Source organism: Methylomagnum ishizawai (assembly GCF_900155475.1).
Classification (GTDB): Bacteria; Pseudomonadota; Gammaproteobacteria; order Methylococcales; family Methylococcaceae; genus Methylomagnum; species Methylomagnum ishizawai_A.
In genome coordinates this window covers 1,033,899-1,057,524 of sequence record NZ_FXAM01000001.1, presented here as the reverse complement: position 1 = coordinate 1,057,524, position 23,626 = coordinate 1,033,899, and the positions used below count along the sequence as shown (strand labels likewise).

19 protein-coding genes are annotated in these 23,626 nt (G+C 62.1%); 8 read left to right on the top strand and 11 right to left on the bottom strand.

Features of this window, described 5'->3' with window-relative positions:
* Positions 1-50: 50 nt before the first annotated feature.
* Positions 51-782, bottom strand: coding sequence for an outer membrane protein assembly factor BamC (bamC, locus tag B9N93_RS04780; protein ID WP_085211375.1), 732 nt, complete (start codon positions 780-782; stop codon positions 51-53).
* An 8-nt stretch (positions 783-790) separates the two neighbouring features.
* Positions 791-1,666, bottom strand: a complete 876-nt coding sequence (gene dapA, locus B9N93_RS04775; protein WP_085216173.1) for a 4-hydroxy-tetrahydrodipicolinate synthase — start codon at positions 1,664-1,666, stop codon at positions 791-793.
* A 184-nt stretch (positions 1,667-1,850) separates the two neighbouring features.
* Here dapA and B9N93_RS04770 point away from each other — a divergent pair, with 184 nt between their 5' ends.
* The 3 genes from B9N93_RS04770 to B9N93_RS04760 all read left to right on the top strand — a co-directional run bounded on the left by B9N93_RS04770 (position 1,851) and on the right by B9N93_RS04760 (position 4,429).
* Positions 1,851-2,399 carry a glycine cleavage system transcriptional repressor gene (locus B9N93_RS04770; RefSeq protein ID WP_254899338.1) on the top strand — a complete coding sequence of 183 codons (549 nt, stop codon included), beginning with the start codon at positions 1,851-1,853 and terminating at the stop codon, positions 2,397-2,399.
* Positions 2,400-2,412: 13 nt separating this feature from the next.
* Entirely contained in the window at positions 2,413-2,877 is a 465-nt protein-coding gene (locus B9N93_RS04765) for a peroxiredoxin (protein ID WP_085211371.1), read from the top strand.
* A gap of 130 nt (positions 2,878-3,007) precedes the next feature.
* Positions 3,008-4,429: a PhoH family protein gene (locus B9N93_RS04760; protein ID WP_085216172.1), complete on the top strand. Its 1,422-nt coding sequence runs from the start codon at positions 3,008-3,010 to the stop codon at positions 4,427-4,429.
* Between the two features lie 10 nt (positions 4,430-4,439).
* Here the strand turns inward: B9N93_RS04760 and B9N93_RS04755 are convergent, their stop codons facing one another.
* Complete coding sequence (locus B9N93_RS04755; RefSeq protein ID WP_085211369.1) at positions 4,440-5,078, bottom strand: histidine phosphatase family protein; 639 nt, start codon at positions 5,076-5,078, stop codon at positions 4,440-4,442.
* Between the two features lie 16 nt (positions 5,079-5,094).
* Positions 5,095-5,697 carry a nuclear transport factor 2 family protein gene (locus B9N93_RS04750; RefSeq protein WP_085211367.1) on the bottom strand — a complete coding sequence of 201 codons (603 nt, stop codon included), beginning with the start codon at positions 5,695-5,697 and terminating at the stop codon, positions 5,095-5,097.
* Between the two features lie 131 nt (positions 5,698-5,828).
* Here B9N93_RS04750 and B9N93_RS04745 point away from each other — a divergent pair, with 131 nt between their 5' ends.
* Positions 5,829-7,466 (top strand): cytochrome P450, encoded by a 1,638-nt coding sequence (locus tag B9N93_RS04745; RefSeq protein WP_085211366.1) that lies wholly within the window; start codon positions 5,829-5,831, stop codon positions 7,464-7,466.
* Between the two features lie 63 nt (positions 7,467-7,529).
* Here B9N93_RS04745 and B9N93_RS04740 read toward each other — a convergent pair whose 3' ends face one another.
* Entirely contained in the window at positions 7,530-8,780 is a 1,251-nt protein-coding gene (locus B9N93_RS04740; RefSeq protein WP_085211365.1) for a hypothetical protein, read from the bottom strand.
* 6 nt (positions 8,781-8,786) lie between these two features.
* The gene (locus tag B9N93_RS04735; protein ID WP_085211363.1) at positions 8,787-9,449 is read right to left on the bottom strand and encodes a PspA/IM30 family protein; all 663 of its coding nucleotides are present in this window, start codon (positions 9,447-9,449) and stop codon (positions 8,787-8,789) included.
* 174 nt (positions 9,450-9,623) lie between these two features.
* Between B9N93_RS04735 and B9N93_RS04730 the strand changes: the two genes are divergently transcribed.
* Positions 9,624-11,096, top strand: coding sequence for a sigma 54-interacting transcriptional regulator (locus B9N93_RS04730; RefSeq protein WP_125468838.1), 1,473 nt, complete (start codon positions 9,624-9,626; stop codon positions 11,094-11,096).
* Positions 11,097-11,232: 136 nt separating this feature from the next.
* Here B9N93_RS04730 and B9N93_RS04725 read toward each other — a convergent pair whose 3' ends face one another.
* A complete protein-coding gene (locus B9N93_RS04725) occupies positions 11,233-12,279 on the bottom strand; it encodes a hypothetical protein (RefSeq protein ID WP_085211359.1) in 1,047 nt (348 codons plus the stop codon).
* A gap of 383 nt (positions 12,280-12,662) precedes the next feature.
* Here B9N93_RS04725 and rapA point away from each other — a divergent pair, with 383 nt between their 5' ends.
* The 3 genes from rapA (at position 12,663) to B9N93_RS04710 (ending at position 18,052) form a co-directional block, all read left to right on the top strand.
* Complete coding sequence (gene rapA / locus B9N93_RS04720) at positions 12,663-15,494, top strand: RNA polymerase-associated protein RapA (protein WP_085211357.1); 2,832 nt, start codon at positions 12,663-12,665, stop codon at positions 15,492-15,494.
* A gap of 117 nt (positions 15,495-15,611) precedes the next feature.
* Positions 15,612-16,229 (top strand): sulfotransferase family 2 domain-containing protein, encoded by a 618-nt coding sequence (locus B9N93_RS04715; RefSeq protein WP_085211355.1) that lies wholly within the window; start codon positions 15,612-15,614, stop codon positions 16,227-16,229.
* A 209-nt stretch (positions 16,230-16,438) separates the two neighbouring features.
* Complete coding sequence (locus tag B9N93_RS04710; RefSeq protein WP_125468837.1) at positions 16,439-18,052, top strand: hypothetical protein; 1,614 nt, start codon at positions 16,439-16,441, stop codon at positions 18,050-18,052.
* A gap of 2 nt (positions 18,053-18,054) precedes the next feature.
* Here B9N93_RS04710 and B9N93_RS04705 read toward each other — a convergent pair whose 3' ends face one another.
* From B9N93_RS04705 to lnt, 4 genes are all read right to left on the bottom strand, one after another.
* Complete coding sequence (locus tag B9N93_RS04705; protein WP_085211351.1) at positions 18,055-18,798, bottom strand: capsular polysaccharide synthesis protein; 744 nt, start codon at positions 18,796-18,798, stop codon at positions 18,055-18,057.
* 163 nt (positions 18,799-18,961) lie between these two features.
* A complete protein-coding gene (locus tag B9N93_RS04700; protein ID WP_085211348.1) occupies positions 18,962-19,582 on the bottom strand; it encodes a sulfotransferase family 2 domain-containing protein in 621 nt (206 codons plus the stop codon).
* A 3-nt stretch (positions 19,583-19,585) separates the two neighbouring features.
* Positions 19,586-21,934 (bottom strand): glycosyltransferase family 2 protein, encoded by a 2,349-nt coding sequence (locus tag B9N93_RS04695; protein ID WP_085211346.1) that lies wholly within the window; start codon positions 21,932-21,934, stop codon positions 19,586-19,588.
* Between the two features lie 194 nt (positions 21,935-22,128).
* Positions 22,129-23,622, bottom strand: coding sequence for an apolipoprotein N-acyltransferase (gene lnt, locus B9N93_RS04690; RefSeq protein ID WP_085211344.1), 1,494 nt, complete (start codon positions 23,620-23,622; stop codon positions 22,129-22,131).
* Positions 23,623-23,626 lie beyond the last annotated feature (4 nt).

The window sequence follows — 23,626 nt, the reverse complement described above, 5'->3', positions numbered from 1 at the left end:
GCAAAAACATAGCCCCTTAACGCTTGTAGGCAGGAAACCCGCGCCGTCCGTTATTCGGCGGGTTTTTCGCCCGCCTTGGGCGGCGGCTCGGCCAGGGTTTTCAAGGTTTCGTGTAGGCGTTTCAATAGATCGAAGCCCGGTCCGCTGTCTTGGGGTTTGCCATCGGAGTCCAGCACATAGAGCAAGGTAACCTGATCTTTGCCTTCCAGCTTGACCCGGTATTCCCTGGATTTCTCCTGGCCCCCGCCGAACAGCGCCGCCACGTCGCCGAAAAAGCCGCGGTCCTCGTAAGGCTTCTGATCGCCGCCATAATAGACAAAGTACATGCCTTCGGAACGGTTCTGGTCGGTGACTTCCAGTTCCAAGCGGCCCAGCGCCTTGGCGACATCGCTCCAGGCGCGGTCGAACGTCGCTTCGATCTCGATCAAGGGCACATTGTCGGAACTCTGGGCCAGGGTCGAATCGACCTCCGGCGACTGGGTGCGTTTGGCGACGGGACGCGGCGGCTCGGCTTCCTCGGGACGTTCCGCTTCGGGCGCGGGCTCCTCGCCGGGACGGCTCCGCGCCGTTTCATCCGGCGTCGGCTCGGACAATTTCCGGGTGGTGGCGTCCTCGATGGTAGAGGAAGTCAGATCGGGCGGGATTTCCAGCGGCGGGATTTCGGTGCTGTATTTGTACTGCTTTTGCTTGTCGGGAAACCAACCGCTGATGGTTTCGCAAGCGGCCAGCCCCGCGCACAAGCCCGCGAGGGCCAAGGTCCTGCCGAGATGGATAGGCTTCATAGGTTTTTTCACGCCACGCCGGCCTGGCGCATGGCGGCCCGCACCGTGTCGTGGCAGCCTTCGGAGAGCCAGGTCAAGGGTAACCGGATGCCGGTCTCGATCCAGCCCAGTTCATGGACCGCCCATTTGACCGGGATGGGGTTGGATTCGATGAACAAATCGCGGTGCAACGCGGCCAGCTTGGCATCCAAGGCGGCGGCGGTGTCGGCGTCGCCTGCCATGGCGGCGACACACATGTCATGCATCAGCTTGGGCGCGACATTGGCCGTGACCGAAATCACCCCATGCCCTCCCAGCAGGCAGAACTCGCGGGCGGTGGCGTCGTCGCCGGAGTACAAGCGGAAATCCGGCCCGCACGATTCGATGAGTTGCTTCACCCGTTCCAGCTTGCCGGTGGCTTCCTTGATGCCGATGATATTGGGGATCGGGGCCAGGCGGGCCACGGTCGCGGGCAGCAAATCGCAGGCGGTGCGGCCTGGGACGTTGTAGAGGATTTGCGGGATGTCCACCGCCTCGGCGATGGCGCGGTAGTGGAGATATAAGCCTTCCTGGGTCGGCTTGTTGTAATAAGGCGTGACCAGGAGGCAGGCGTCCGCGCCGATGGCCTTGGCGCTGCGGGTCAGGTCGATGGCCTCGCGGGTGGAATTGGCCCCGGTCCCGGCGATGACCGGCACCCGCCCCGCCACCCGCCCGACCACGCGGCGGATGGTGGCGCAATGTTCGTCGGGGTCCAAGGTGGCGGACTCGCCCGTGGTGCCGACGGCGACGATGGCGTCGGTGCCTTGCTCGATATGGAACTCGACCAAGCGGTCCAAACTGTCAAAATCGACGGTGCCGTCCGCCGCCATGGGCGTCACCAACGCTACGATACTAGCTTGAATCATCATGCCTTTTTGGGTTCGGGCAAAAACCGCATGTTACCGTGCGCTGGCCGGCTCTGACAACCGCGCGACCGCCGCTCGGGACGGCATAAACCCGCCACCCCGAGACCCGCCCGCCACGGCCAGGGGCAGGGGCATTCGCGATATGAAGGTGATAAACTTTTTTCCTTTGCCAAGAAGCCCCCCCGTGAGAACCCCCACCACCATGCAGCTCGTCGTTACCGTGCTGGGCGTGAACCGCCCCGACCTCGTCGTGGAACTGACCCGCGCCTTCAAGGATTGCAAATGCATGATCCTGGAAAGCCGGATGACCGAACTGGGCAACGAGTTCGCCGCCCATCTGCTGGCGGAAGGCAACTGGAACCATATCGTCCGGCTGGAAAACTCCCTGGAGAGCCTCGCCACCCGCTATGGCCTCAAGATCGCCACCCTCCGCGCCCAGGAACGCGAGGAGCCGACGGAAGACACCGCCCTGCCCTATGCCGTGGATATCTACGCCACCGACCAGATCAACAACATCCACGACCTCAGCAACTTCTTCACCGAGCGCGGTATCGATATCCTCGACCTTTCCAGCAGCCGTTATCCCGCGCCCTTCACCGGCTCGCCCTTGTTCCTGGCCCATATCATCGTCAAGATTCCCGCCGGGACGCGCATCGTGTCGCTGCGCGACGAATTCCTCGACTTCTGCGACCAGATGAACCTCGACGCCATCCTCGAACCCGTCAAACGCTGAAACCCGAATCCCCATGAGCGCCACCCAACCCGCCCCGGACTTCTCCGCCCCCGCCACCTCCGGCCAAACCCTCGGCCTCCGGGATTTCCGGGGCCGGTTCCTGGTGCTGTATTTCTATCCCAAGGACAGCACGCCCGGCTGTACCCAGGAAGGCCAGGATTTCCGCGACCTCCACCCGGAATTCCAGGCCGCCAACGCCGATATCCTGGGCGTGTCCAGGGACGGCCTGAAGTCCCACGCGAACTTCAAGTGCAAGCAGGCATTCCCGTTCGAGTTGCTGTCGGACAGCGACGAAGCCCTATGCCAAGCCTTCGACGTGATCCGCCTGAAAAACATGTACGGCAAGCAGGTCCGGGGCATCGAGCGCAGCACCTTCCTGATCGACCCGGAAGGCCGTATCGCCTTCGAGTGGCGCAAGCTCAGCGTCAAAGGCCACGCCGCCGCCGTACTCGCCAAATTGCGCGAACTCTCCGCCTAGCCCGAAAAGGGTGGGCATAGGGAACATGTCCACCCGGCTGCCGGGGCGGATTTATTCGCCCTTTCGGCGGGTGCCCAAGCGGAGCTTGGAAGCCCGCATCCCACCCCCTCCCACACAACCTCCCCTCACGATGACCGCCAATACCGCCCCCCACCGCAAGCTCTTCGTCCTCGATACCAACGTCCTGATGCACGACCCGGCCTCGCTGTTCCGCTTCCAGGAACACGATCTTTATCTGCCCATGATCGTGCTGGAAGAACTCGACCACTCCAAGAAAGGGCTGTCGGAAGTCGCCCGCAATGCCCGCCAGGCCAGCCGCTTCCTCGACGAACTCATCCACCAGGCCGATTTCCAGGCCATCAGCAACGGCATCACCTTGAACCAGCTGGATTACGCCGGGCGCATCGACGAGCGCTGCGTGGGCCGCTTGTTCTTCCAAGTGCGGCGCATGGATTCGGCCTTACCGGCCAGCCTCCCCGGCGATTTACCCGACAACTCCATCCTCGCCACCACCCTAGCCCTGGCCAAGGAAAACCCGGAAGCCCAGGTGGTGCTGGTGTCCAAGGACATCAATATGCGGATCAAGGCCTCGCTGCTGGGGATACGGGCGGAAGATTTCCACAGCGACCAGGTGTTGGACGATATCAACCTGCTCTACAGCGGGGCGCAGGCCTTGCCGGCGGATTTCTGGGAAAGCCACGGCGGCAAGCTGGAATCCTGGCAGGACCAGCGCGGGCGGACCTTCTACCGGGTCAAGGGACCGTTGGCGCGGGACTGGTTCATCAACCAATTCTTGTATATGCCGGACGATTCCGGTTTCGAGGCCATCGTGCGCGGGCTGGAACCCGGCGGCGCGGTGATCGAACTGGCCCGCGATTTCAGATCGCCGCAGCACGCCGTGTGGGGCGTCAGCGCCCGCAACCGCGAGCAGAATTTCGCCCTCAACGTGCTGCTGGACCCGGAGATCGATTTCGTCAGCCTGTTGGGCACGGCGGGCACCGGCAAAACCCTGCTGGCCCTGGCGGCGGGCTTGGCGCTGTCGATGGAAGCCAAGCGCTACCGCGAAATCATCATGACCCGCGAAACCATCCCGCTGGGCGAGGACATCGGTTTCCTACCCGGCACCGAGGAAGAAAAGATGGCCCCGTGGATGGGCGCGTTGCTGGACAACCTGGAACTTTTGAGCAGCCACGACGAGGGCGGATCGAGTTGGGAACGCGCCGCCACCGGCACCCTGCTCGCCAACCGGGTGAAGGTGCGCTCCTTGAATTTCATGCGGGGCCGCACTTTCCTCAACCGCTATATCATCCTGGACGAGGCCCAGAACCTGACCTCGAAACAGATGAAAACCCTCATCACCCGCGCCGGGCCGGGCACCAAGGTGGTGTGCCTCGGCAATATCGGCCAGATCGACACGCCCTATCTCACCGGCACCACCTCCGGCCTGACCTATGCCGTGGACCGCTTCAAGCACTGGCCGCACGCGGCGCATATCACCTTGCGGCGCGGCGAGCGGTCCAGGTTGGCGGACTTCGCGGCGGACGCGCTCTAATCCGTCCCGTTCAGGTTCCCGGCAAATCGCGCAGCTCGGGCCGCAGATGGGAACGGTCGCCCAAGCGCCGCAGCAACGGCCCATGGTCGCGCAGTTCCACCACGCTGAGGGAAGCCACCGGGGTATCGATGCGGTCGCGGTAATGGCCCACGTCGATGCCCAACATCTGGCACAGCAACACCCGGATCGTGGCCTTGTGCGACACCACCAGCACATCGCCCGAAGCATGCCGCGCCCGGATTTCGTCCACCACCGCCAGCGCCCGTTGGCCCACGTCGATCCCGCGTTCGCCGCCGGTCGGGCCGTTCCAGCCCGCATCGCCCAGCCAACGCAGATAATCCTCCGGGTATTCGCGCCGCACCGCGTCCGCCGTCTTGCCTTCCCACGCGCCATAGTCGATTTCACGTAGGCCGTCGCGCAGTTCCGGCACCGCGCCGGTCAGGCGGCAGAGGGGTTCCACCGTGGCGCGGGTCCGGCGCATCGGGCTGGCGTAGATGCCCGCCCACACATGCTCGCGGTAGGCTTGCCCGAAATCTTCCGCCATCTGCTGGCCGATGGGGCTAAGCTCGATATCCAGCCGTCCGCAGAAGCCGCCGGTACGGCTGGATTCGGTTTCGCCGTGCCTGAGTAGATAAAGGTTGAGAGCCATCGTGTTTCTCCGTGGATTACTTGCCGAGCAATACGATTTTGAGCATCGCGCCCACGGCCTTGAGCTTCTGCCCCAGGCCGGGATCGGCGTGCAGCGGATAGACGCCCGGCAATTTCTGCCCCCAAGCCAGTTTTTTCAAGCGCTGTTTGACCGAAGGCTCCAATTGCCCATCCGCCGCCAGTGCCATGAACATGGCCTTGACGTTGCCCAGATCGAAGAAATCCTGCTGCCAGGCCCATTGGTAATTGCCGCCGTAGCGGAACCAGGAGCCGCCGACCCCGGCGACTTCATACACGCCGCCATCGACCCGCCGCACCGGCGCGACCTGCCGCCAAATGCCGATCACCTCGCCCTGTTGCTCGTCGATGATGATCTTGTCGTAGGGATAGCGCCATTTCTCGAAGCCTTCCATATGCGCCCCCAAGGCCCATTCCTCGATTTCCTTACGGCCACGGGCGATGAACTCGCGGTTCGGTCCCATGTTCCAGCGGTATTCGGCGTCCTCGGCGTACATCGCGCCCAGGTGTTTGATCCAATCGCCCTCGGTTTCGGATTGGCGGTTCGCGGCCAGCCAGCGTTCGACCATGGCTTCTAATTCTGCGCGGGGATAAGCGGGCATAGGGTTTCCTAGGGTGGGTGGATAAAGAACGGGAAGATACCGGATTTTGAGGGCGGTTGCGGCGGCGCGGAACATCGATGCTAAGATTCCGCGCCCTTTTCCTGGTCCCAAACCCACCGGAGTCCCACATCATGAGCCAACGCCCCCCGAAAGCCCCGCCCAGACTGCCGGGCGCCCTGCCCCTGCTCGGACACATCCCCGATTTCGGCAAGAACCCCCACGATTTCATGATGCGGCTGCGGGCCAAGCTGGGCGATATCGCCGAATTCCAGATGTTCCACCAAGACATGGTGTTGATGACCGGCGCGGAAGCCAGCGAGGCGTTCTACCGCGCCCCGGATGAAGTGCTGGACCAAGGCCCGGCCTATAAGCTGATGACGCCGATTTTCGGCGAGGGCGTGGTGTTCGATGCGCCGATCCAGCGCAAGAACGAGCAATTGCAAATGCTCATGCCGGCCCTGCGCGATAAGCCGATGCGGACCTATTCCGAGGTCATCGCCGGCGAGGTCGAGCAAATGACCCGCGCTTGGGGCGAATCCGGCAGCCTGAACCTGTTGGACTTCACCAAGGAACTGACCATCTACACCGCCAGCCATTGTTTGCTCGGCCCGGAATTCCGCTACGAACTCAGCGCCGAATTCGCCGCAATCTACCGCGACCTGGAACACAGCATCCAGCCCATCGCCTACGTCTTTCCCAATTTGCCCTTGCCGATCTTCCGCCGCCGGGATAAAGCGCGGGTGAAGCTGCACGGCTTGGTGGCGCAAATCATGGAAAAACGCGCCCAAAGCAGCGAGAAAAGCACCAACGTGTTCCAAATGCTGATCGACGCCCATTACGAGGACGGCAGCAAGCTCAGTTCCCACGAAATCACCGGGATGCTGACCGCCGCCGTGTTCGCGGGCCACCACACCAGTTCCGGCACCGCCGCCTGGGTGTTGATCGAATTATTGCGCCACCCGGAGGAATTGCGCCGGGTGGTGGCGGAACTCGACGCCTTGTTCGGCGAGGACGGGCCGGTGACATTCGAGTCGCTGCGGCAGATGCCCAGGCTCGAAAACGTCATCAAGGAAGTGCTGCGCCTGCATCCGCCCCTGATCCTGTTACTGCGCAAGGTGATGCAGGATTTCCAGGTCGGGGAGTATGTGATTCCGGCGGGGAAATTCGTCTGCGCCGCGCCCGCCGTGACCCACCGCATTCCCGAACTGTTCCCCGACCCCGAGCGCTTCGACCCCGACCGCTACAGCCCGGAACGCGGCGAGGACCGCAATCTCTACGGCTGGCAGGCGTTCGGCGGCGGGCGGCATAAATGTTCGGGCAACGCCTTCGCGCTGTTCCAGTTGAAGGTGATTTTCAGCCTGCTGCTGCGGCGCTATGACTTCGAGTTGGTCAACCCGCCCGAAAGCTACCGCGACGATTACACCAAGATGGTGGTGGAGCCCGTGTCGCCATGCTTGGTGCGCTACCGCAGGCGCGAAACCCAGGCCGAACGGACTGCGGCGACTTCCTCGTCCGTCGGGACGGGCAGCGCGGGCGGGCACCAGATCAAGGTCGCGGTCGATTGGGATTTATGCAAGGGCCATGCGAACTGCATGACGGAAGCGCCGGAAGTATTCCAGGTAGACGACAAGGGCAGGCTCACCGTGCTGGATGAAAACCCCTCGCCGGAATGGGTGGAGAAACTCAGGGCGGCGGAGAAGTATTGCCCGACGCGGGCGATCAAGGTCGAGGACGGGGAAACTGAGGGTGGGCGTTGCCCGTTCCACTGAGCGCGTGGGGCGGAATATCCGCTATTCCGCCCGCAATCCGTAGATGTCCAGAGGGACAACCGCTCACCGCCCCCAAGCATTCACCGTCCGCCACCAGCGCTGCCCCCATTCCATCAGCGGCTTGCGTTGCTTCTCTAGGAAGGAGGCGAACAACAAGATGCCGATACCCAGGCCGATCATGGTCAGCCACGGACTGGCTTGGTACAGGTTGACGGTGAAGCGGGCGTAGAAAATCGCCCCCGCCAGATACCCCACGATGCCCGCGAACAACACCCAGCGCTGGCGATAAGCGATCCCGGCATACACCAAGGCCGTGCCCACCGCCAGGAACAACATGGCGGCGGCATGGTCGCGGCGGACCGCCAAGCACAGGAAGCAACCGAGCAACGCGAGCAAAGTGCCGAGACCGCGCAAGGCCGGACCCTGGCGCAGGGATTTCTGCCCCAGCGCGAACAACAGCGCCGCGCCACCCAAGGCATGGGCGGTCCAGCCGCCGAACCCGCCCACCCCGACCGGCAGCGCCAGCAGCAAGCAGTTCAAGGCCAGGAAAGCGGCCAAAGCGCCCATGGGTTCCGCCCAGCCCCCGAGCAACCCGGCGCGGGCGGCATCCACGAACAACACCACCGCCAAGATCGTCAACAGCGCCGCCGTGGTGATCCAGGACCAGGGCAGGAAAGCGCTACGTCCTATCATGATGATCAATGGCAAATGCGCCAAGGCCAGCGCGGCCACGCCCTCGCCCGCCTGCATCAAGGCGTCCTGGCGCTGCCGGACCCAGCCTAGCCGCAGCAAACCGAACAAGCCCAGGCATAAGACCGCCACGACCTCCGGTTCCCGGCTCGGAAGCAAGAACAAAGCGCAGCCCAGGAACAATTCCGTCAACAAACTGGCCCGGCGCGGCTTGGCCAGGATGGAAAACGCCAGGTAGGCCACGGGCAGGGCAACCCCGAGGCTCAAGGCCAAATCGCCCAGCAACAGCGCCGACCCGGCCAGTTCCACGGGTGGCGCGTAGATCAATGCCCCCAACTGGGTGAACTGCACCGGCACCAAGGCCGCAGCCAGGGCGAAGAACAACCGCGCTCCCTTGTGGTCGTGCCAGAGGTAGCCGCATACCAGCCCGCACAAGGCCAGCAACAGCGAAAAGCCGGGCATAATCCAGTAGCGGTAGTTGGGCGTGAGGCCGTTCAAGCCCTGCACCAGGAAATCGGCCATCGCCAACAGCAGGATGGCGGTGCCCAACAGGCGCAGGTAAAAGCCGGGCCGGTAGTTGGGGGATTCCCGGCGGTCCTGGGATTCGCTGTCATAAAGGTTCATGGCGGATTACTCCCCGGTTTCGGTGTTGGATTGGGAGGGGTTGGCGGCGACCAGACCGGCCAAACGGCGGCGCAGGCTCTCGGCCTGTTCGGTGCGCTCAAACTCGGCGGCGAGATCGTCGTAGCCGGTACCTTCGGCCAGGTCCGGCTCCACCGCGCCCAACCGTATTTCCCAGCGGTCGAACACGGCATCGACCGCCTCCGCGCCGCCCAGCGGGTCGGACAACTGGGCATATTCCAGGTGGAATTGGCGCGAACTCAGCAAGGTCCGCCGCCGCTTGGCTTCTTCCAGCTTGGTGGTCTGGCGGTCCAGTTCGGCGCGGATTTTCTGGCGCAGTGCCTGGGTTTCGCGCAGGGAGACGGCCAATTGTCCGGCCTCGCGTTCCACGGCTTCCAGCCGCCGCACGCATTCCAGCGCCCGCGTTTCCTCGGCGGCGACCCGCACCGCCCGCTCGGCCCAGAGCGCGGCGTCCTTGCGCAAAGCGGCGTGGCGTTCGTCCAGGGCTTTCAGTTCGCGGTCGAGACGGCCCAGCCGCACGCGGGTGGTGGCCGCCAGCCTTTCCAATTCCTGGATCGCCGCGTCGGCCACGGCTTCGTGGTTCTCGAAATCGCCGGCGACTTCGTTGAGTTGGGCCTTGACGCTGACGAAGATGCGTTTAAAGGGATTCATGGGGGATGCCTCGGGTGATTGTGACAACCCTATTAAAGCAGTCGGCATGCCAGCCCGATGCGCGGCGATTAACCATTACTAATCAATAGCTTGATTAACTCATAGGCCAGCCGGTTTGGCCTGGACCGACGTTTTATGCACAATAGCCCCAGCATAAAAAGCACGGGGGTTTTCATGGCCGGCTTACGCTTGAGCGAAGCGCAGCGCGGGTTTTTCGGCTGGGTGGCGGAAGCGGTGTTCGCCAATCCCTTCGGGCCGGAGCGGGCCGCGCTGGACCGCCGCATCGCCGGGATCGACTCCCACGCCCCGGCGGACCCGGCCCGGACCTTGGAACTCGCCATCGAACAAGTGGAGCGCCGGGTGCGCGAACTCGACCCCGATGGCCGCTTGCGCCCGGACCGCTACCCGGCGGAAGACGCCCGCATCCTGCAATGGGTGGGCTTGTTCCGCATCTATCACGCCTTCCGCGACGAATTCGGCCAGTTCATCGAACGCCAGGCCCAGAGCGCGGAATCCCTGGCCCTGCCCTTCGCCGACACGCTGTGGGCGGAACTGGCGGACCTGGGCCTGGACGCCGAGGCCCGCGCCCGCTACCTGGGCGTGTTCTACCAAGTGCGGCGCGGCTTCCATTGCATCGAACGCGAAATCATCGGCCTGTGCCCCGCCGTGGTGGAACTCAGGATGCGGTTGTGGAACGCCATCTTCACCTTCCGCCCGGATTGGTATCTGCGCTGCCTGGTGGGACGGATGGAGGATTTCTCCACCCTGCTGCTGGGCGAGACCGGCACCGGCAAGACCGCCGCCGCCCGCGCCATCGGCCACTCCGGCTACATCCCCTACGATCCCAAAACCCGACGCTTCCAGGAGAGCTATACCCGCGCCTTCGTCAGTATCAATCTGGCGCAATTCCCGGCGGGACTGATCGAATCGGAGCTATTCGGCCATCGCAAGGGCGCGTTCAGCGGGGCCATCGACCACCACCAGGGCGTGCTGGCCCGGTGCAGCGCCCATGGCGCGGTGTTGATGGACGAGATCGGCGACGTGGAACCGCTGATCCAGTTGAAACTGCTGACGGTGCTGCAAGAACGCCGGTTCACCCCGGTGGGCGGACGCGAGCCGCAAGCCTTCAATGGCCGGGTCATCGCCGCCACCCACCGCGACCTGGGGCGATTGCGGGCGGAGGGGCGGTTCCGCGACGATTTCTTCTACCGGCTGTGTTCCGATGTGATCGCGCTGCCGCCGCTGCGCCAGCGTATCGCGGAAAACCCGGCGGAATTGCGGCTGATGGTGGCTGCGATCTTGGTGCGGACCTTCGGTCCCGATGGCTTGGCCCTGGTGGACGGAGTGGAGGAACGCACCCGCGCCTCGGTGCCCGCCGATTATCCCTGGCCGGGCAATGTGCGGGAGTTGGAGCAATGCGTGCGGCGCATCTGCCTGACCGGGCGCTATCAGGCCGATGGGCGGGCCGCGCCGGATGTGTTCCTGCAACAGGTGGCGGCAGGCGGGTTGACCGCCGACGAATTGCTGGCGGGGTATCTGGCGCGGCTGTATGGGCGGTGCCGGACCTATGAGGAAGTGGCGCGGCGCTCGGGGTTGGACCGGAGGACGGTGAAGAAATATATCGGGATGGGGGAATCAGAAACGTAAATGGATAAAGGCGATGGCTGAAACCCATTAGTAATCTTAAAAACAGCCGGGTGGGCCGGTATTCCCAGCCCACCGTAGCGCTTCGGAGAGGGTAGGCATGAGTACATGCCCGCCCGGCTCGACCCTATAAATACCGCTAAAAAGCCGCCGCGATATCGGCGAAGAGCTTTTCAAACAAAGCTTTTTTACCTAGGAAACTGGCGACCATATGATTACCGCACTTCAAAAAATCGATCTTGAGGTTGGCATCGCCCTGCTCCAATCTCATCACCTGTTCATAGTCCCCTTTCTTCCGCTCACACACATAGATGGCAACCTTGCGACCGAATCCGCCTTCCCGTGCCTGGAGGGCGGCCAAATCTGAATATTGGTTGAGACTCAACATGAACAACTTATTGAGTTTCCGGTTATATGGATTGGAAAACACCTCGAACGCGATAGTTTGCGGCGACATTCCGATAGATATATCGGCATTGATAGCCTGGCCCAAAACAATCGCGCCAAACCCTCCCGATGAAAATCCGACGCAAGCCACACGGGGAGCATCACTCTCATCAATAACATTACGCATATACTTTACATACCCGTCGAAATTCAACAAATACCAGGATTGATAGTTATCCTTGACGAAGAGATAATTATAATCGCCACATTCACGGGAAAACCCTTGGAACGCATAGGGCAAGCCAGATATGTTCAACGATTTTATATCCTCGGGCTCGCTGATGCTGAAATACTGTTTGATCACGCCGAGTTTGAAGCCTTGGAACAATATGATCAAAGGCGCACCTTTCTTATTGATAACCAGCTCGAATGTCTTATCCACATGGAAGGGTGCCGCCGGAATGGTGAATTTATGCCGGGCCACTTCGGATAAAGCCTCGAACTCGGCATATTTTTTCGCCATGAGATAGCTTTTGCACAGGCTCAGATAAAAACTCCTGGCTTCCGGGCTATCCTGAGCCAGCCTTTTATCCTGCTCCATGGATAAAAGCCCCTCCAAAATCCCGCATTCCTTAGAGTATTGGCGTCCGGCATGTAATAGCGCCGCGTATTCATACAACAGGTCGAAACTATCTGGAAAGCGTGCCATCGCTTCAAGGCAGGCCTCCATGGATTCCGAAATACTCCCAGCCTTACGGTACAGCCTGACCTTCTTAATATATCCGTTGATCGCCTTCATATCATTCACACCTTAACCTCGATATTTCCATTCCACAGAGAACACTATTACTTTGGGCAATCGCAGAAGAATAAGCAATCCACAGGTTTATATTGGATCGCCCCAAATTCAGTCAATCTTCATGACCAACCATAACAAACCCGGCCAACCACCCAGTTACTTGATCCCCAAACACAAACGCTGTCATTGTACAATGCGCGACAGCCTCTTAAATAAGACGTCACGCTAAACTGTGCCGACCTCCCGCCCCAAAAGAAAGGTACCGAAGTTGAGACCGCCCGTGCCAAGCACCATACCGGCCCACACCCGCCCGCTCCCCCACCCTCCCCCTCTGCTACAATTCCCCCCTTCGCCACACCCCTAAGCCCTTGGAGGATCAGACCTTGCCCGACTTCGTCCCCGGACAACGCTGGATCAGCGAAACCGAGCCCGAATTGGGGCTCGGCATCGTGCTTGCCGTCGAACACAGCCGCGTCACGATGCTCTTCATCGCCAGCAGCGAACGGCGCACCTACGCCGCCAACAACGCCCCGCTCACCCGCGTCCGTTTCAACCCCGGCGAAACCGTGGAAAGCGTCGATGGCTGGAAAATGAAGGTGGAGGCGGTGCGGGAGCAACAGGGCATCCTCACCTACGAGGGCAACGACGAGGACGGCGCACCAACCCGCCTCGAAGAAATGGAACTCAACCATTTCCTGCAATTCAACAAGCCGCAGGACCGCCTGTTCACCGGCCAGTTGGACAGCTCCGCCACCTTCCGCCTGCGCCACGCCACCCTGAACCTGCTGGGCCGCCTGGAACAATCGGAAGTGCGGGGCCTGTGCGGCGGACGCACCAGCGCCATCCCCCACCAACTTTACATCGCCCACGAAGTCGCCCGCCGCGCCGCGCCCCGCGTCCTGCTGGCCGACGAGGTGGGACTGGGCAAGACCATCGAAGCCGGCCTCATCATGCACCATCAATTGCTGACGGGCCGGGCCGAGCGGGTGTTGATCCTGGTGCCGGAACCCTTGCTGCATCAATGGCTGGTGGAAATGCGGCGGCGCTTCAACCTGCGCTTCAGCCTGTTCGACGAGGAGCGCTACGCCGAAACCGGCGAGGACAACCCGTTCCAAACCGAGCAACTGGTGCTGTGCAGCCTGGATTTCCTGGCCAACGACCCGCGCCACCGGGCGCACGCCCTGGCGGCGGGCTGGGATTTGTGCGTGGTGGACGAGGCCCACCATCTCGAATGGTCGGAAGAACAAGCCAGCCCCGAATACGCCCTCGTCGAGGCGCTGGGCCAAGTCTCGCCCGGCCTGTTGCTGCTGACCGCCACCCCGGAACAACTCGGCAAGCAAAGCCATTTCGCCCGCCTCAGATTGCTGGACCCCGACCGCTTCTATAGTTACGAGCGCTTCCTGGAAGAGGAGCGCGAATACGAGGCGCTGGCCGATGTCATCAACCACCTGCTGGACGATCCAGCACTCGACCTCAACACCCTGGCCCGGCTCCAAGCCCTCATCACCCAGGATTTGGCCGAGGAAACCTTCGCGCGGCTGGGCAACCCGGCGACGGCGGCGCAAGCCCGCCAGGATTTGATCCAACTGCTACTGGACCGCCACGGCACGGGCCGCATCCTGTTCCGCAACACCCGCGCCACGGTACAGGGCTTCCCCGCCCGCGAACTGCTGGGCCACGCCCTGCCCCTGCCCGCGGCCTACCGTGCCGCGCCGGACGACGATCCCGCCGCCCGCCTGCACCCGGAAACCCTGTTCCCCAAGGACGCGGGCGATTGGTGGAAACAAGACCCCAGGGTGTCCTGGCTAACCCAAACCTTGAAACAACTGCGCCCGGCCAAGGTGCTGGTGATCTGCGCCAAGGCCCAGACCGCCATCGACCTGGAAGAAGCCCTGCGCGTGGCTGGGATCAAGGCGGCGGCGTTCCACGAAGGCTTGAGCATCGTCGCCCGCGACCGGGCGGCAGCGTGGTTCGCCGATGCGGAGGATGGGGCGCAAGTACTGGTGTGTTCGGAAATCGGCAGCGAAGGCCGCAATTTCCAATTCGCCCACCATCTGGCCCTGTTCGACCTGCCCTTGAACCCGGATTTGCTGGAACAGCGCATCGGCCGCCTGGACCGCATCGGCCAAGCCGACACCATCCGCATCCATGCCGCCTATTTCGAGGGCGGTGCCCAACACCTGCTGTTCCGCTGGTATCACGAGGGCTTGAACGCCTTCGCCCAACCCAATCCGGCCGCGCCCGCCGTGTTCGCCCGTTTGCACGGGGAACTGATCGACCTGCTGCTGCGCCCCGACCCGGCGCGTGAAAACGCGCTCATCGCCGAGGCCGCCCGCCTGTCCGCCGCGATCCAACAAGCCCTGCACCAAGGCCGCGACCGTTTGCTGGAACTCAACTCCTGCCGCAACGAGGAAGCCGGACGGTTGGTGGCCCTGGTCCAGGCCGAGGATGCCGACGACAAGCTCTGGCCCTATCTGGAACAGGTGTTCGATGTCTACGGGGTGAATGTCGAGGAACACTCGGAGGATTGCCACATCCTCCAACAAGGCGAGCATCTCCGCACCCAGTTCCCGGAATTGACCGAGGACGGGGCCACCGTCACCTTGAACCGGCGCATCGGCCTGGCCCGCGAGGACATGCTGTTCCTGACCTGGGAACACCCGATGGTGCGCGGGGCGATGGACTTGATCGTGAACGGCGGCCAGGGCAACGCCGCCCTCAGCGTGGTGCGCCATCCCGACCTCGATCCGGGGCAACTCCTGGTCGAAGCCTTCTACCTGGTCGATTGCACCGCGCCCAAACGCCTCAGGATCGGGCGCTATTTCCCGCCCACCTTGCTGCGCTTCCTCTACGACCAGACCGGCGACAACCTCGGCGCCCTGCCCTTCGACAGCCTGATCGACCAGCCGCGCCAATTCGACCGCGAGCAGGCGGTGGAACTGATCCGGGGCCAGCGCAAGCTCATCACCCAACTCCTGGCCCTGGCCGAACGCGAGGCCAAGGCCAAGCTCCCCCAATTCGTCGCCGAGAGCGCCAAGCGCATGGTCGATGCGGAAACCCGCGAACTCAAGCGCATGGTGGCCCTGAAGCGGGTGAACCCGAACGTCCGCAAAGAAGAATTGGAGCGGATCAAGGAAGAAGCCTTGGAAATGAACGCCTGCATCCAGGCGGCGAATCTGCGCCTGGATGCGGTCAGGGTGATTATAACGGCCTAGCCAGCGCCCGCCATGGCTATACCCCTCGCTGCCGGGATCGTCCCCGGAATACCGGTCCCACCGGAAAGCGACAAGATTAATCGGATAACCTAGTTCGGTTTAGAGAATGGTGAACCTATGCCTTTATTCATGCTAGAAAAAAAGTTGGTCTTATTTATCCATGTCCCCAAAGCCGGGGGATCATCGATAGAGCATTTCCTGGCACCGCATTATGTGGGGTTGATGGATACTTCTTATCCGGGAGGATTGCCTTGCTCCCCGCAGCACTTCCACGCCGCGCTGCTTTCCATCATCCTGAAAAATTCCCCCATCGATTATAAATTCATGGTCGTCAGGAATCCCTTCCGCAGACTGGAAAGCGAATATAAATTCAGGAAAAAACACTTCGGCGATGTCAAGAATATGGATTTCGAGGCATGGGTCGCCCACGCTCTGGAAACCTACCTAAAAAACCCCTACCACCTCGACAACCATCTACGGCCAATGACCGAGTTCATCCTGCCAAACACCCAAGTCTACAAACTTGAGGATGGTTTGGACCGGCTGCGCGACGACCTCCATTCGAGATATCCCACCGCCATCGCCAAGGAAAAAGCGATCCCGCACGCCCATGAAACCGGAACCAAAGAGCGGTGTAGCATCGTGAGCAAAGAAGTCGCCGACCTTGTTTATAGCTTCTACAAGGAGGATTTCGAGCGCTGGTATCCAGACGATCACAAACTTCCAGCCCTTTAGGGATTCTTAGGCCGGGCTTAACACGCTATCGGACCGCCTACACCATAGGCACGACCAGGGTCATCGGGGATATTATGAGATTAGTGAGTCACTGCATATTCAATCAGGATTATAAGTTCCTTCCAGAATGGATTGCATTCTATGAAGTGACGGGTTGGGACAAGGTTATACTTTCATTTTCCGGCGAGGACCGGCGGCATCTCGAACCCTTGACCCCATGGATCGGGTCGGGCTTTGTCGATGTGCTGGATGGCACGCCTTTTTCGGGCAGCGATATCCCCGCCTGGGCGGCCTATCAGATCGACCAGCAGCAACGGGCCATCGATTATGCCAAGGCCCAAGGATATGACTGGCTGGCGCTCTTGGATAGCGACGAGTACCTATTAACCCTGGAATCGATGGATATCAAGGAGACGCTAAAATCCTACAACGACCCGGATATAGGGGCTGTCGGGGTTAACTGGTTCGGCTTCGGCACCGCGGATATCTATGAGATTCCGGCCAACCAATGCATGTTGGAAACCTTGATTAAATGCGCCGGACCCGATAAACACATTAAAAGCCTGGTCAAGGTGTCGGCGGTCGCCAGCGCGCTCACCCAGCATTATGTCAAGCTCAAGCCCGGTTTCCGTTATGTGGATGAAACCAAGGCCGATTTCCACGGGGCGTTCGTCGATCCCCCCAAATGCAAGAAACTGCGCATCAACCATTATTTGAATTTCGACGGGAAGGCTTTCGACGAAATGAAGCGTCCCAGATATAAAGCCATAGGGTATAGCGACCAGGATTTGGATAGCAGGCGGAACTGGGCGAACCGCAACGAGAACCTGGATATCCAGAAATTCGTGCCCGCTTTGCGGAAACGGCTGGGCCATGTTGGGCAAACAACGGCACACCACCGCCCTCCCCAAGCAGCGGAGGCCGGCACCCAGGGTTCTGCAAGTCCGGGAGGCCAGGTTCCGCCCAAACAACCCAAGGTCGCCGTCACGACCATCGCTCCTCCATCCGAGCCTTACCTGTCGGAAATCTTCGATCTATTCACGACCTTGCGGCATTTCGGCGGGACGATGGCGAACAGCCCGGCCATCGCCTATTTCCTGGGGCCGATCCCGGAAGAAAACGCCGCGGTCCTTTCAAGCCTGGATGTGAGGGTCGAAATTGTCGAACCGCTCGATATAGGATGCCCACAGGCGAATAAGCTGCTGGCCATCGGACCGCATCCGGGGGTGGATTACACGCTGGCCTTGGACACGGACGTGGTCGTCGCCGGGGATTTTTCAAAAAGCATCCGTGGCAATTCGGTCCTCGCGAAAATAGCCGACCAAAACCCTTTGCCCCTCGGCGTATGGAAGCGATTGTTCAAGACGTTCGGGGCACCCTTCCCACCGGCCCGCTTCCTGACCTCCTTCGGCGCCGCCGAGACCCTGCCCTATTTCAATACCGCCGTCCTGGCCGTCCCCAGCGGCTTGGCGCAATCCCTGGTCGAAGCGTGGCACAGCGCGATCCTCAACCTGTCCGGCTGTCGCGCACAGGTTCCCGACATCGAGCAATACCCCTTCCTGGCGCACCAATTCGCCCTGCCCATCGCCTTGTCCATGGCCGGGCTCAGCTACCGGGCATTGCCCACCGAATTGAATTTCCCCACCCATGGGGTGATCCACAACAGCTTCGGCCCCAATGCCTGCAAACCGCTTTTGATCCGCCATAACCACCGCAGGGATGGCGGAGGACAGATATATCCCTGCCCGTACAAACGGGCCAACGAAGCCATCGACCGCATCAACGCCTTCTTCCAGGAGCGGGGCGGTCCGGCCACCCGGTGAAGCTATTCCCTGGCGAAGGCGCACAAGCGCTCCATGAGCGAACCCGGCCCCGGTGGCGTATCAAACTTGTGGGTCAGCTTGAAAACCGGAGAGGGAGGGGAAGCCAGGAGCCGCTCTATTTCCGGCGGTGGTTCCTGTGATAACTGGGCGTTGCGCGGACCGAAATGGAAACGGTGATAAGACGGCATCCGGGGCGTACCCTCCCATAGCGCCCGGAAACGGGGATCAAGGCCATGGAGTTCGGTGAAGAGCCTGTGAGCCCAGAAATAATTATCGCGGCGCTCGCGACCCTCCCAGTAACGCCAAGCGGCCTCCCTCCACTTCTCGACGATATACGCCCCTTTCTCGGCCGCCAGGAACCAGCTCGAAATCATGCGGTCGCGCTCGGGCAGGTAGAAGGCGAAAAAACCATTGGGCATGGCCTGGGGAAGCCAGTCGTCGAGGGGACGGGCGCAGAGGGTGGTTGCATCGGCCCAGACCCCGCCGTGCTGGTGCAGAAGTTCCAAGCGGATTTGGTCGCTCATGGCCTCCGGCTGTTTCGGCGTGGAAAAGATACGCTTGGAGCCTTCGGATGACAGGAAATCCACCATATCGGCTTGGTCCAGTGCGTGGACTTGCCAACCGGGATTGCGCTTTTCCCAACTCGTGCGCCCGGCCCAGGCGACTTCCGGGGCTTGGTCCCATCCCTGTAGCCAAAGCAACCATATGATCCGCGGCGGATCGCCACGATGCGCGTTTTCGTTCATTGCCCCCCCTACGTTGAAATCTTGACAGGCGCCTACGGACGTTCGGAAACGGCTGCAACCTCCCGTCCAGATAGACAGTCACCTCCGCCAGAAAACCTGGCTTTCCAAGCGGACCACGTCCAAGCACACGGGCCATCCGATCCGCCCCGGCCGGTCCGTGCCGTCAGCCTCCGCTTTCCACGTTTGCCAGCGGATACCAGCGCTCGAAATCCTCCCGGTACAACCTATGCACCAGGTCGCGGACCTTTTGGGAAGGCGCTTCGCCCGGCTCGCCATCCTTATCGATCACATTGACCGCCGGAAATCGCCAGGCCGCGTCGATGGCGGTGGGATACCTTTGCGCCAAGGTATCGCGCAAGGCCGCTAGCCCCTCCTCCAGTTTGAAGACTTCCGTGCCCGGTAACAGGAATTCGCTCATCGGCCGCAAGTGGTTGTCCAGGTGGAAACGGTTCTTGCGGTAGGCCGCGACCACCCGCTCGACCCATTCATCGAAATCCACATCCTTGGCATCCTTGAAATGCCTTTTCCTGAACTTGTATTCGCTCCTCAACCGGTCCCAGGGATTCCTCACCACCATAAAGACATAATCCAAGGGCGCGTCTTTTAAAGCGGTGGCCAGCATGGCCGCGTGGAAATGCTGGGGGGAACAGGGCAAATGGCCCCGGAACCCCCGGTCCAGTAAGCCTAGGTAATGTGTGGAAAGGTATTCCTCCACCGAAGTGCCTCCCGCCTTGGGCACATGGATAAACAAAACCAGTTTGTTTTCTAGCAAATATAAGGGCATGGCCTATGTCACCTTGATCGGGTCGTCTTGGCAATCCGCCGCGGCCCGCCTGGCCCCGGCCACGAAATCGCGCATCCTGAATATTTCCGCCAGCGCCGCCGAGAACTCCTCCGGCGCGATATTGAAAGTCTTTTGGACGCCTTCGCCATGGTTCAGCACGGGTCCGCCATCCTCCGGCAAGACGAACCCCACCGCGTGCCCGAACGAGTCCGCGATAGCCTGTTGCACGCCGTTGATCCAGTTCAGGGCCAGCACCGCCGTGCCCGGCCTGCTGTAGATCGCGTTGTGCAGGCCCGAGCCGTACTCCCCGACGATGATTTCGGCGTTCCGGTACAGGGCCGCTTGCTCGGGGATGGGCAATGCCTCCGGCCTGACGATGGCCAAGCCGTGTCCACAGGCGATTTCCTCGATTTCCGGGCTGTTCGCCATCCGCCGGTAGGATTTGGGGAACGCGCCCCTGGAAATGAAGATTTCCCTGGGGAACTGCTTGTCCACCCGCCCGGCCTGCGCTTCCGCGTAGTTTTGCATCTGCCGCACCCGCTCTGGATGATATTTGTAGCCTGGGTCTATGCTCGGCAACAGGAAATCCCCCCGGTAGCGGATGCCGGGTTCGATGAACACGATTTCGGCCTCCGGCAGGATGGCCTTGACATAGCCCATGAAGAACCCGGCCCGGTGGCGTTCGAGCAGGAGCGGTGCCCGCCAACCCTGGGCGTACAGTTCCTTGATGGTGAAGAGCTTGGGCACAGCCTCGGTGAGGAAATGGCCGAAGTTGTTGCAGTTGCCGTGATAGAAGACGAAACAAGGTTCGGATAGCGTGATTTCATGGATACCATGCAACACCGTCTCGATATCCCTCTTGAGCCAAATGCCATCCTCGTAGATTTTCTTGAGATAGCCCGGATAAACGGCGGGATCGAAAAACAACGTCCCGCCCTGGGCAACCACCATCATCCCGGCCACCCAGGCATCCTGGACCTCCACCAGCCGGACCGGCGGGATAGCCAGCTTGGCGAGATGCTTCGCCGCTGCCATGACCGGCGCGGGGTAGTCCCTGGAAAACGCCATCAGCCGCCCCGCGCCAAGAACGGCACCGGGTCCGGGATGGACCGAACCGGCCCGCAATGCCTGCCCGCCGAAAGGTTCCAGCCGGAATCCGGCGTCGACCGCGCCCCGCCCGTTGGAGATATTGGCCCTCAGCCACGCCACGCCGCGCCGGGTCGCTTCATAGAACTTGAAGATCGCGTCGTCTTCGACCTCGTTGAAATCGTGCTGGGCATATTCCTCGTCCATACGGATGAAATCCTTGTCGTCCAGGGCGCGGTCGGCCTTCCCCCTGAGTTTTTTCCGCTCCCATTCTTCCCTGGACTTGGTGAAATAATGATTGATCTGGGCCACGGCGACAGTCCCGGCCTGGGCGTACGGTCCGTGCAGCGGTCGGCGTAGTTCGTCCACCGTGGCCCTTTCCTTCATGGCATGGGCATGGATGCGGGCCTCCTGGATGTAGTCGGCCCGGACGATGGACTTCACCAACTTCGCCCCGGTGGCTCGGCATTTGCGGAAGCGTTCCATGACCAGGCCCGGCGTCCATTGCTTCAGGCCCGACGATCCGAACAAGCGCCAGCACAGCCCCAGGGCGGTGACATCGGGATATTCCCGGAGCATGGCGGGGATATCCGGGTGGTGGAGCGGCACGATGAACTCGTCCAGATCGACGACCGCGATCCATTCGGCCTGTTCCCTCAAGCGGGCGACGCCCTCGGCATAGGCTTCCTTCTGTGGGCTTTCGGGATGGGCCGCCCTGGGCCAAGGGACGTGTTCGACCCAGCCCAGGTCGGCTAGGCGTCCCAGCATCTCGGTAGTGCCGTCGTCGCTGTCGTTATCGAAGATCAGGAAATGCTCGACCCCGGCCGCCCGGTGGTAGGCCACCCATTCGTGGAGATAGGGCGCTTCGTTCTTGGCGATGGCCAGGATCGCCAGATAGTATTTTTTAGGCCGCTCGACGATCCGCACCGGCGCGACATAGTCCTCGCCGACAGCGAGGGTCAGCGTCTGCCGCGCAATCGATATACCGTCCAGCGTGACCAGTTCGACCCGGTGGGACTCCGCATCGACGAAGCGCCTGGGAATACCCAGCGAGTACCCATGCCTGCCGTCGCCGATCTTCAACTCGGCGAGCCGCCGCCGCCAGATATTGGCCCGGCCTTCCGCGGCCACCTCGCCATCGATCAGCAAGCGCAATCCCACGAATTCGGAGGGCCGCGCCGCGTTCCAGACCCACCCGGTCAGATACCCGTCCCTGACGCCGCCATACTCTCCGGCGAGGGCCGCCCCATAAACTTCTACTGGCATGTTATCTTCGCTTGATTTGATTGAATGACCATTACTGAGGAAACCCGGATGGCAGCCGGGAATGCCCGGTTACCCACCCAGTATAATAACCTTGGCCTGGATCGACCCGAATCCTGGGGACGGCGACTGCGATTAAACCCCAATCCCAGGAGACCTGGAAGCCCTTGCCCACCCCGCTGGATTTCACTCCACCATTACGCGGGGTGTTGCGGGACCGCCCACCGCCTACGTAACGCCGTTATCCCCAATACCAGCCCCAAACCCACCACCACCGGCCCATCCCCCCACAGCACATAGGGCGTGCGCCCCCGCATCGGCACGAAGCTGCCCGTGACCTCGGCCTCCTGGAACAAAGGAGCCGTGGCGGCGATGCGGCCCCGGTCGGTGATGAGCGCGGTCACGCCGCTGTTGGTGGCGCGGAGCATCCAGCGGCCCGTTTCCAGGGCGCGCATCCGCGCCATTTGCGCGTGTTGGTGCGGGGCGGCGGAATCGCCGAACCAAGCGTCGTTGGTGACATTGACCAGATAAGCGGCTGTCGGCAAGCCCAGCAAGGATTCCTGGCCGAACACGTCCTCGTAGCAAATCGAAGCCGCCAGCGGATAACCCGCCGCCTTGAGCGGGGTTTGGTCGTCGCGGCCCGCGCCGAAGTCGGACAGCGGGATTTCGAGGATATCCAGCACCCAGCCCAACAACGGACGCCAGGGCACATATTCGCCCAAGGGCACCAGATGCCGCTTGAAATAGAAGGCGGACGCCCCGCCCAGCGCGACGATGGAATTGAAATAGCGGTCCTGGGCCGGATCGTAATAAGGGATGCCCAGCAGGAGGTCGGTGCCGTGCTGCCGCGCCTCCGCTGCCAGGTCGGCGAGGAAAGTGTCCTTGACCTGCTGGTAGAACGCCGGAACCGCCGTTTCCGGCCAGATGACCAGTTGGGCATCCCAATGCTGGCGGGTCAGACGGGTGTAGAGCCCCAGGATTTCGCGCTGGAACTGCGGCTCCCATTTCCTGTTCTGCGGGACGTTGCCTTGGAGCAGGGCGACCCGGATGGGCGGCCCGGCGGCTTCGGTCCAGCGCACCCGCTCCAAAGCCGCGCACAGCCCCAGGAACAGCACCAAGCCGATGCCCGCTACCCGCCGCCGGTGCCCGGACAACCGGAACAGCGCCAGCGCCCCGCCCGCCACCAGCGCCACCGCCCAGCCCACGCCATAGCTCCCGAACAGCGGGGCCAAAGCCCCCAGGGGCGTATCGATCTGGCTATAGCCGACTTGCAGCCAGGGAAACCCGGTCGGCAGCCAACTCCTGAGCCAATCGGCCAGGGTATACGCCGCCGGGAACAGGACCAGCAGTTTGAACACCGGGCCGTAGCCCCGCCCCAACCGGGCAGCCAGCCAGCCCACGAACCCCGGATACGGCGACCAGAACAGCACGAACAGCGCGGTCAAACCGACCGCCTCCGGCACGCTGGCCCCACCGAACCGATGCATGCTGATATAGACCCAGGACGCCCCCACTCCGAACTGCCCCAGCCCGAACAGGAAACCCCGCCAGAACGCCCGCCCCGGCCCGGCCCGCCCCCACGCGGCGAACAACAGCATCAGCGCCACCACCGCCAGCGCGGGCTGGTCGTAGGGCGCGAAGGCGAAGGGCAGCAGCAAGCCGCCCGCGAGGGCCAGGAGGTCGAACAGCACAGGC

Coding starts and splice junctions, on each gene's coding strand:
- B9N93_RS04745 (WP_085211366.1), top strand. CDS start 5,829: ATGAGCCAACGCCCCCCGAAAGCCCCGCCCAGACTGCCGGGCGCCCTG.
- B9N93_RS04760 (WP_085216172.1), top strand. CDS start 3,008: ATGACCGCCAATACCGCCCCCCACCGCAAGCTCTTCGTCCTCGATACC.
- B9N93_RS04705 (WP_085211351.1), bottom strand. CDS start 18,798: ATGAACGAAAACGCGCATCGTGGCGATCCGCCGCGGATCATATGGTTG.
- B9N93_RS04750 (WP_085211367.1), bottom strand. CDS start 5,697: ATGCCCGCTTATCCCCGCGCAGAATTAGAAGCCATGGTCGAACGCTGG.
- B9N93_RS04740 (WP_085211365.1), bottom strand. CDS start 8,780: ATGAACCTTTATGACAGCGAATCCCAGGACCGCCGGGAATCCCCCAAC.
- B9N93_RS04695 (WP_085211346.1), bottom strand. CDS start 21,934: ATGCCAGTAGAAGTTTATGGGGCGGCCCTCGCCGGAGAGTATGGCGGC.
- B9N93_RS04765 (WP_085211371.1), top strand. CDS start 2,413: ATGAGCGCCACCCAACCCGCCCCGGACTTCTCCGCCCCCGCCACCTCC.
- dapA (WP_085216173.1), bottom strand. CDS start 1,666: ATGATTCAAGCTAGTATCGTAGCGTTGGTGACGCCCATGGCGGCGGAC.
- B9N93_RS04715 (WP_085211355.1), top strand. CDS start 15,612: ATGCCTTTATTCATGCTAGAAAAAAAGTTGGTCTTATTTATCCATGTC.
- B9N93_RS04730 (WP_125468838.1), top strand. CDS start 9,624: ATGGCCGGCTTACGCTTGAGCGAAGCGCAGCGCGGGTTTTTCGGCTGG.
- B9N93_RS04700 (WP_085211348.1), bottom strand. CDS start 19,582: ATGCCCTTATATTTGCTAGAAAACAAACTGGTTTTGTTTATCCATGTG.
- B9N93_RS04735 (WP_085211363.1), bottom strand. CDS start 9,449: ATGAATCCCTTTAAACGCATCTTCGTCAGCGTCAAGGCCCAACTCAAC.
- B9N93_RS04755 (WP_085211369.1), bottom strand. CDS start 5,078: ATGGCTCTCAACCTTTATCTACTCAGGCACGGCGAAACCGAATCCAGC.
- bamC (WP_085211375.1), bottom strand. CDS start 782: ATGAAGCCTATCCATCTCGGCAGGACCTTGGCCCTCGCGGGCTTGTGC.
- B9N93_RS04725 (WP_085211359.1), bottom strand. CDS start 12,279: ATGAAGGCGATCAACGGATATATTAAGAAGGTCAGGCTGTACCGTAAG.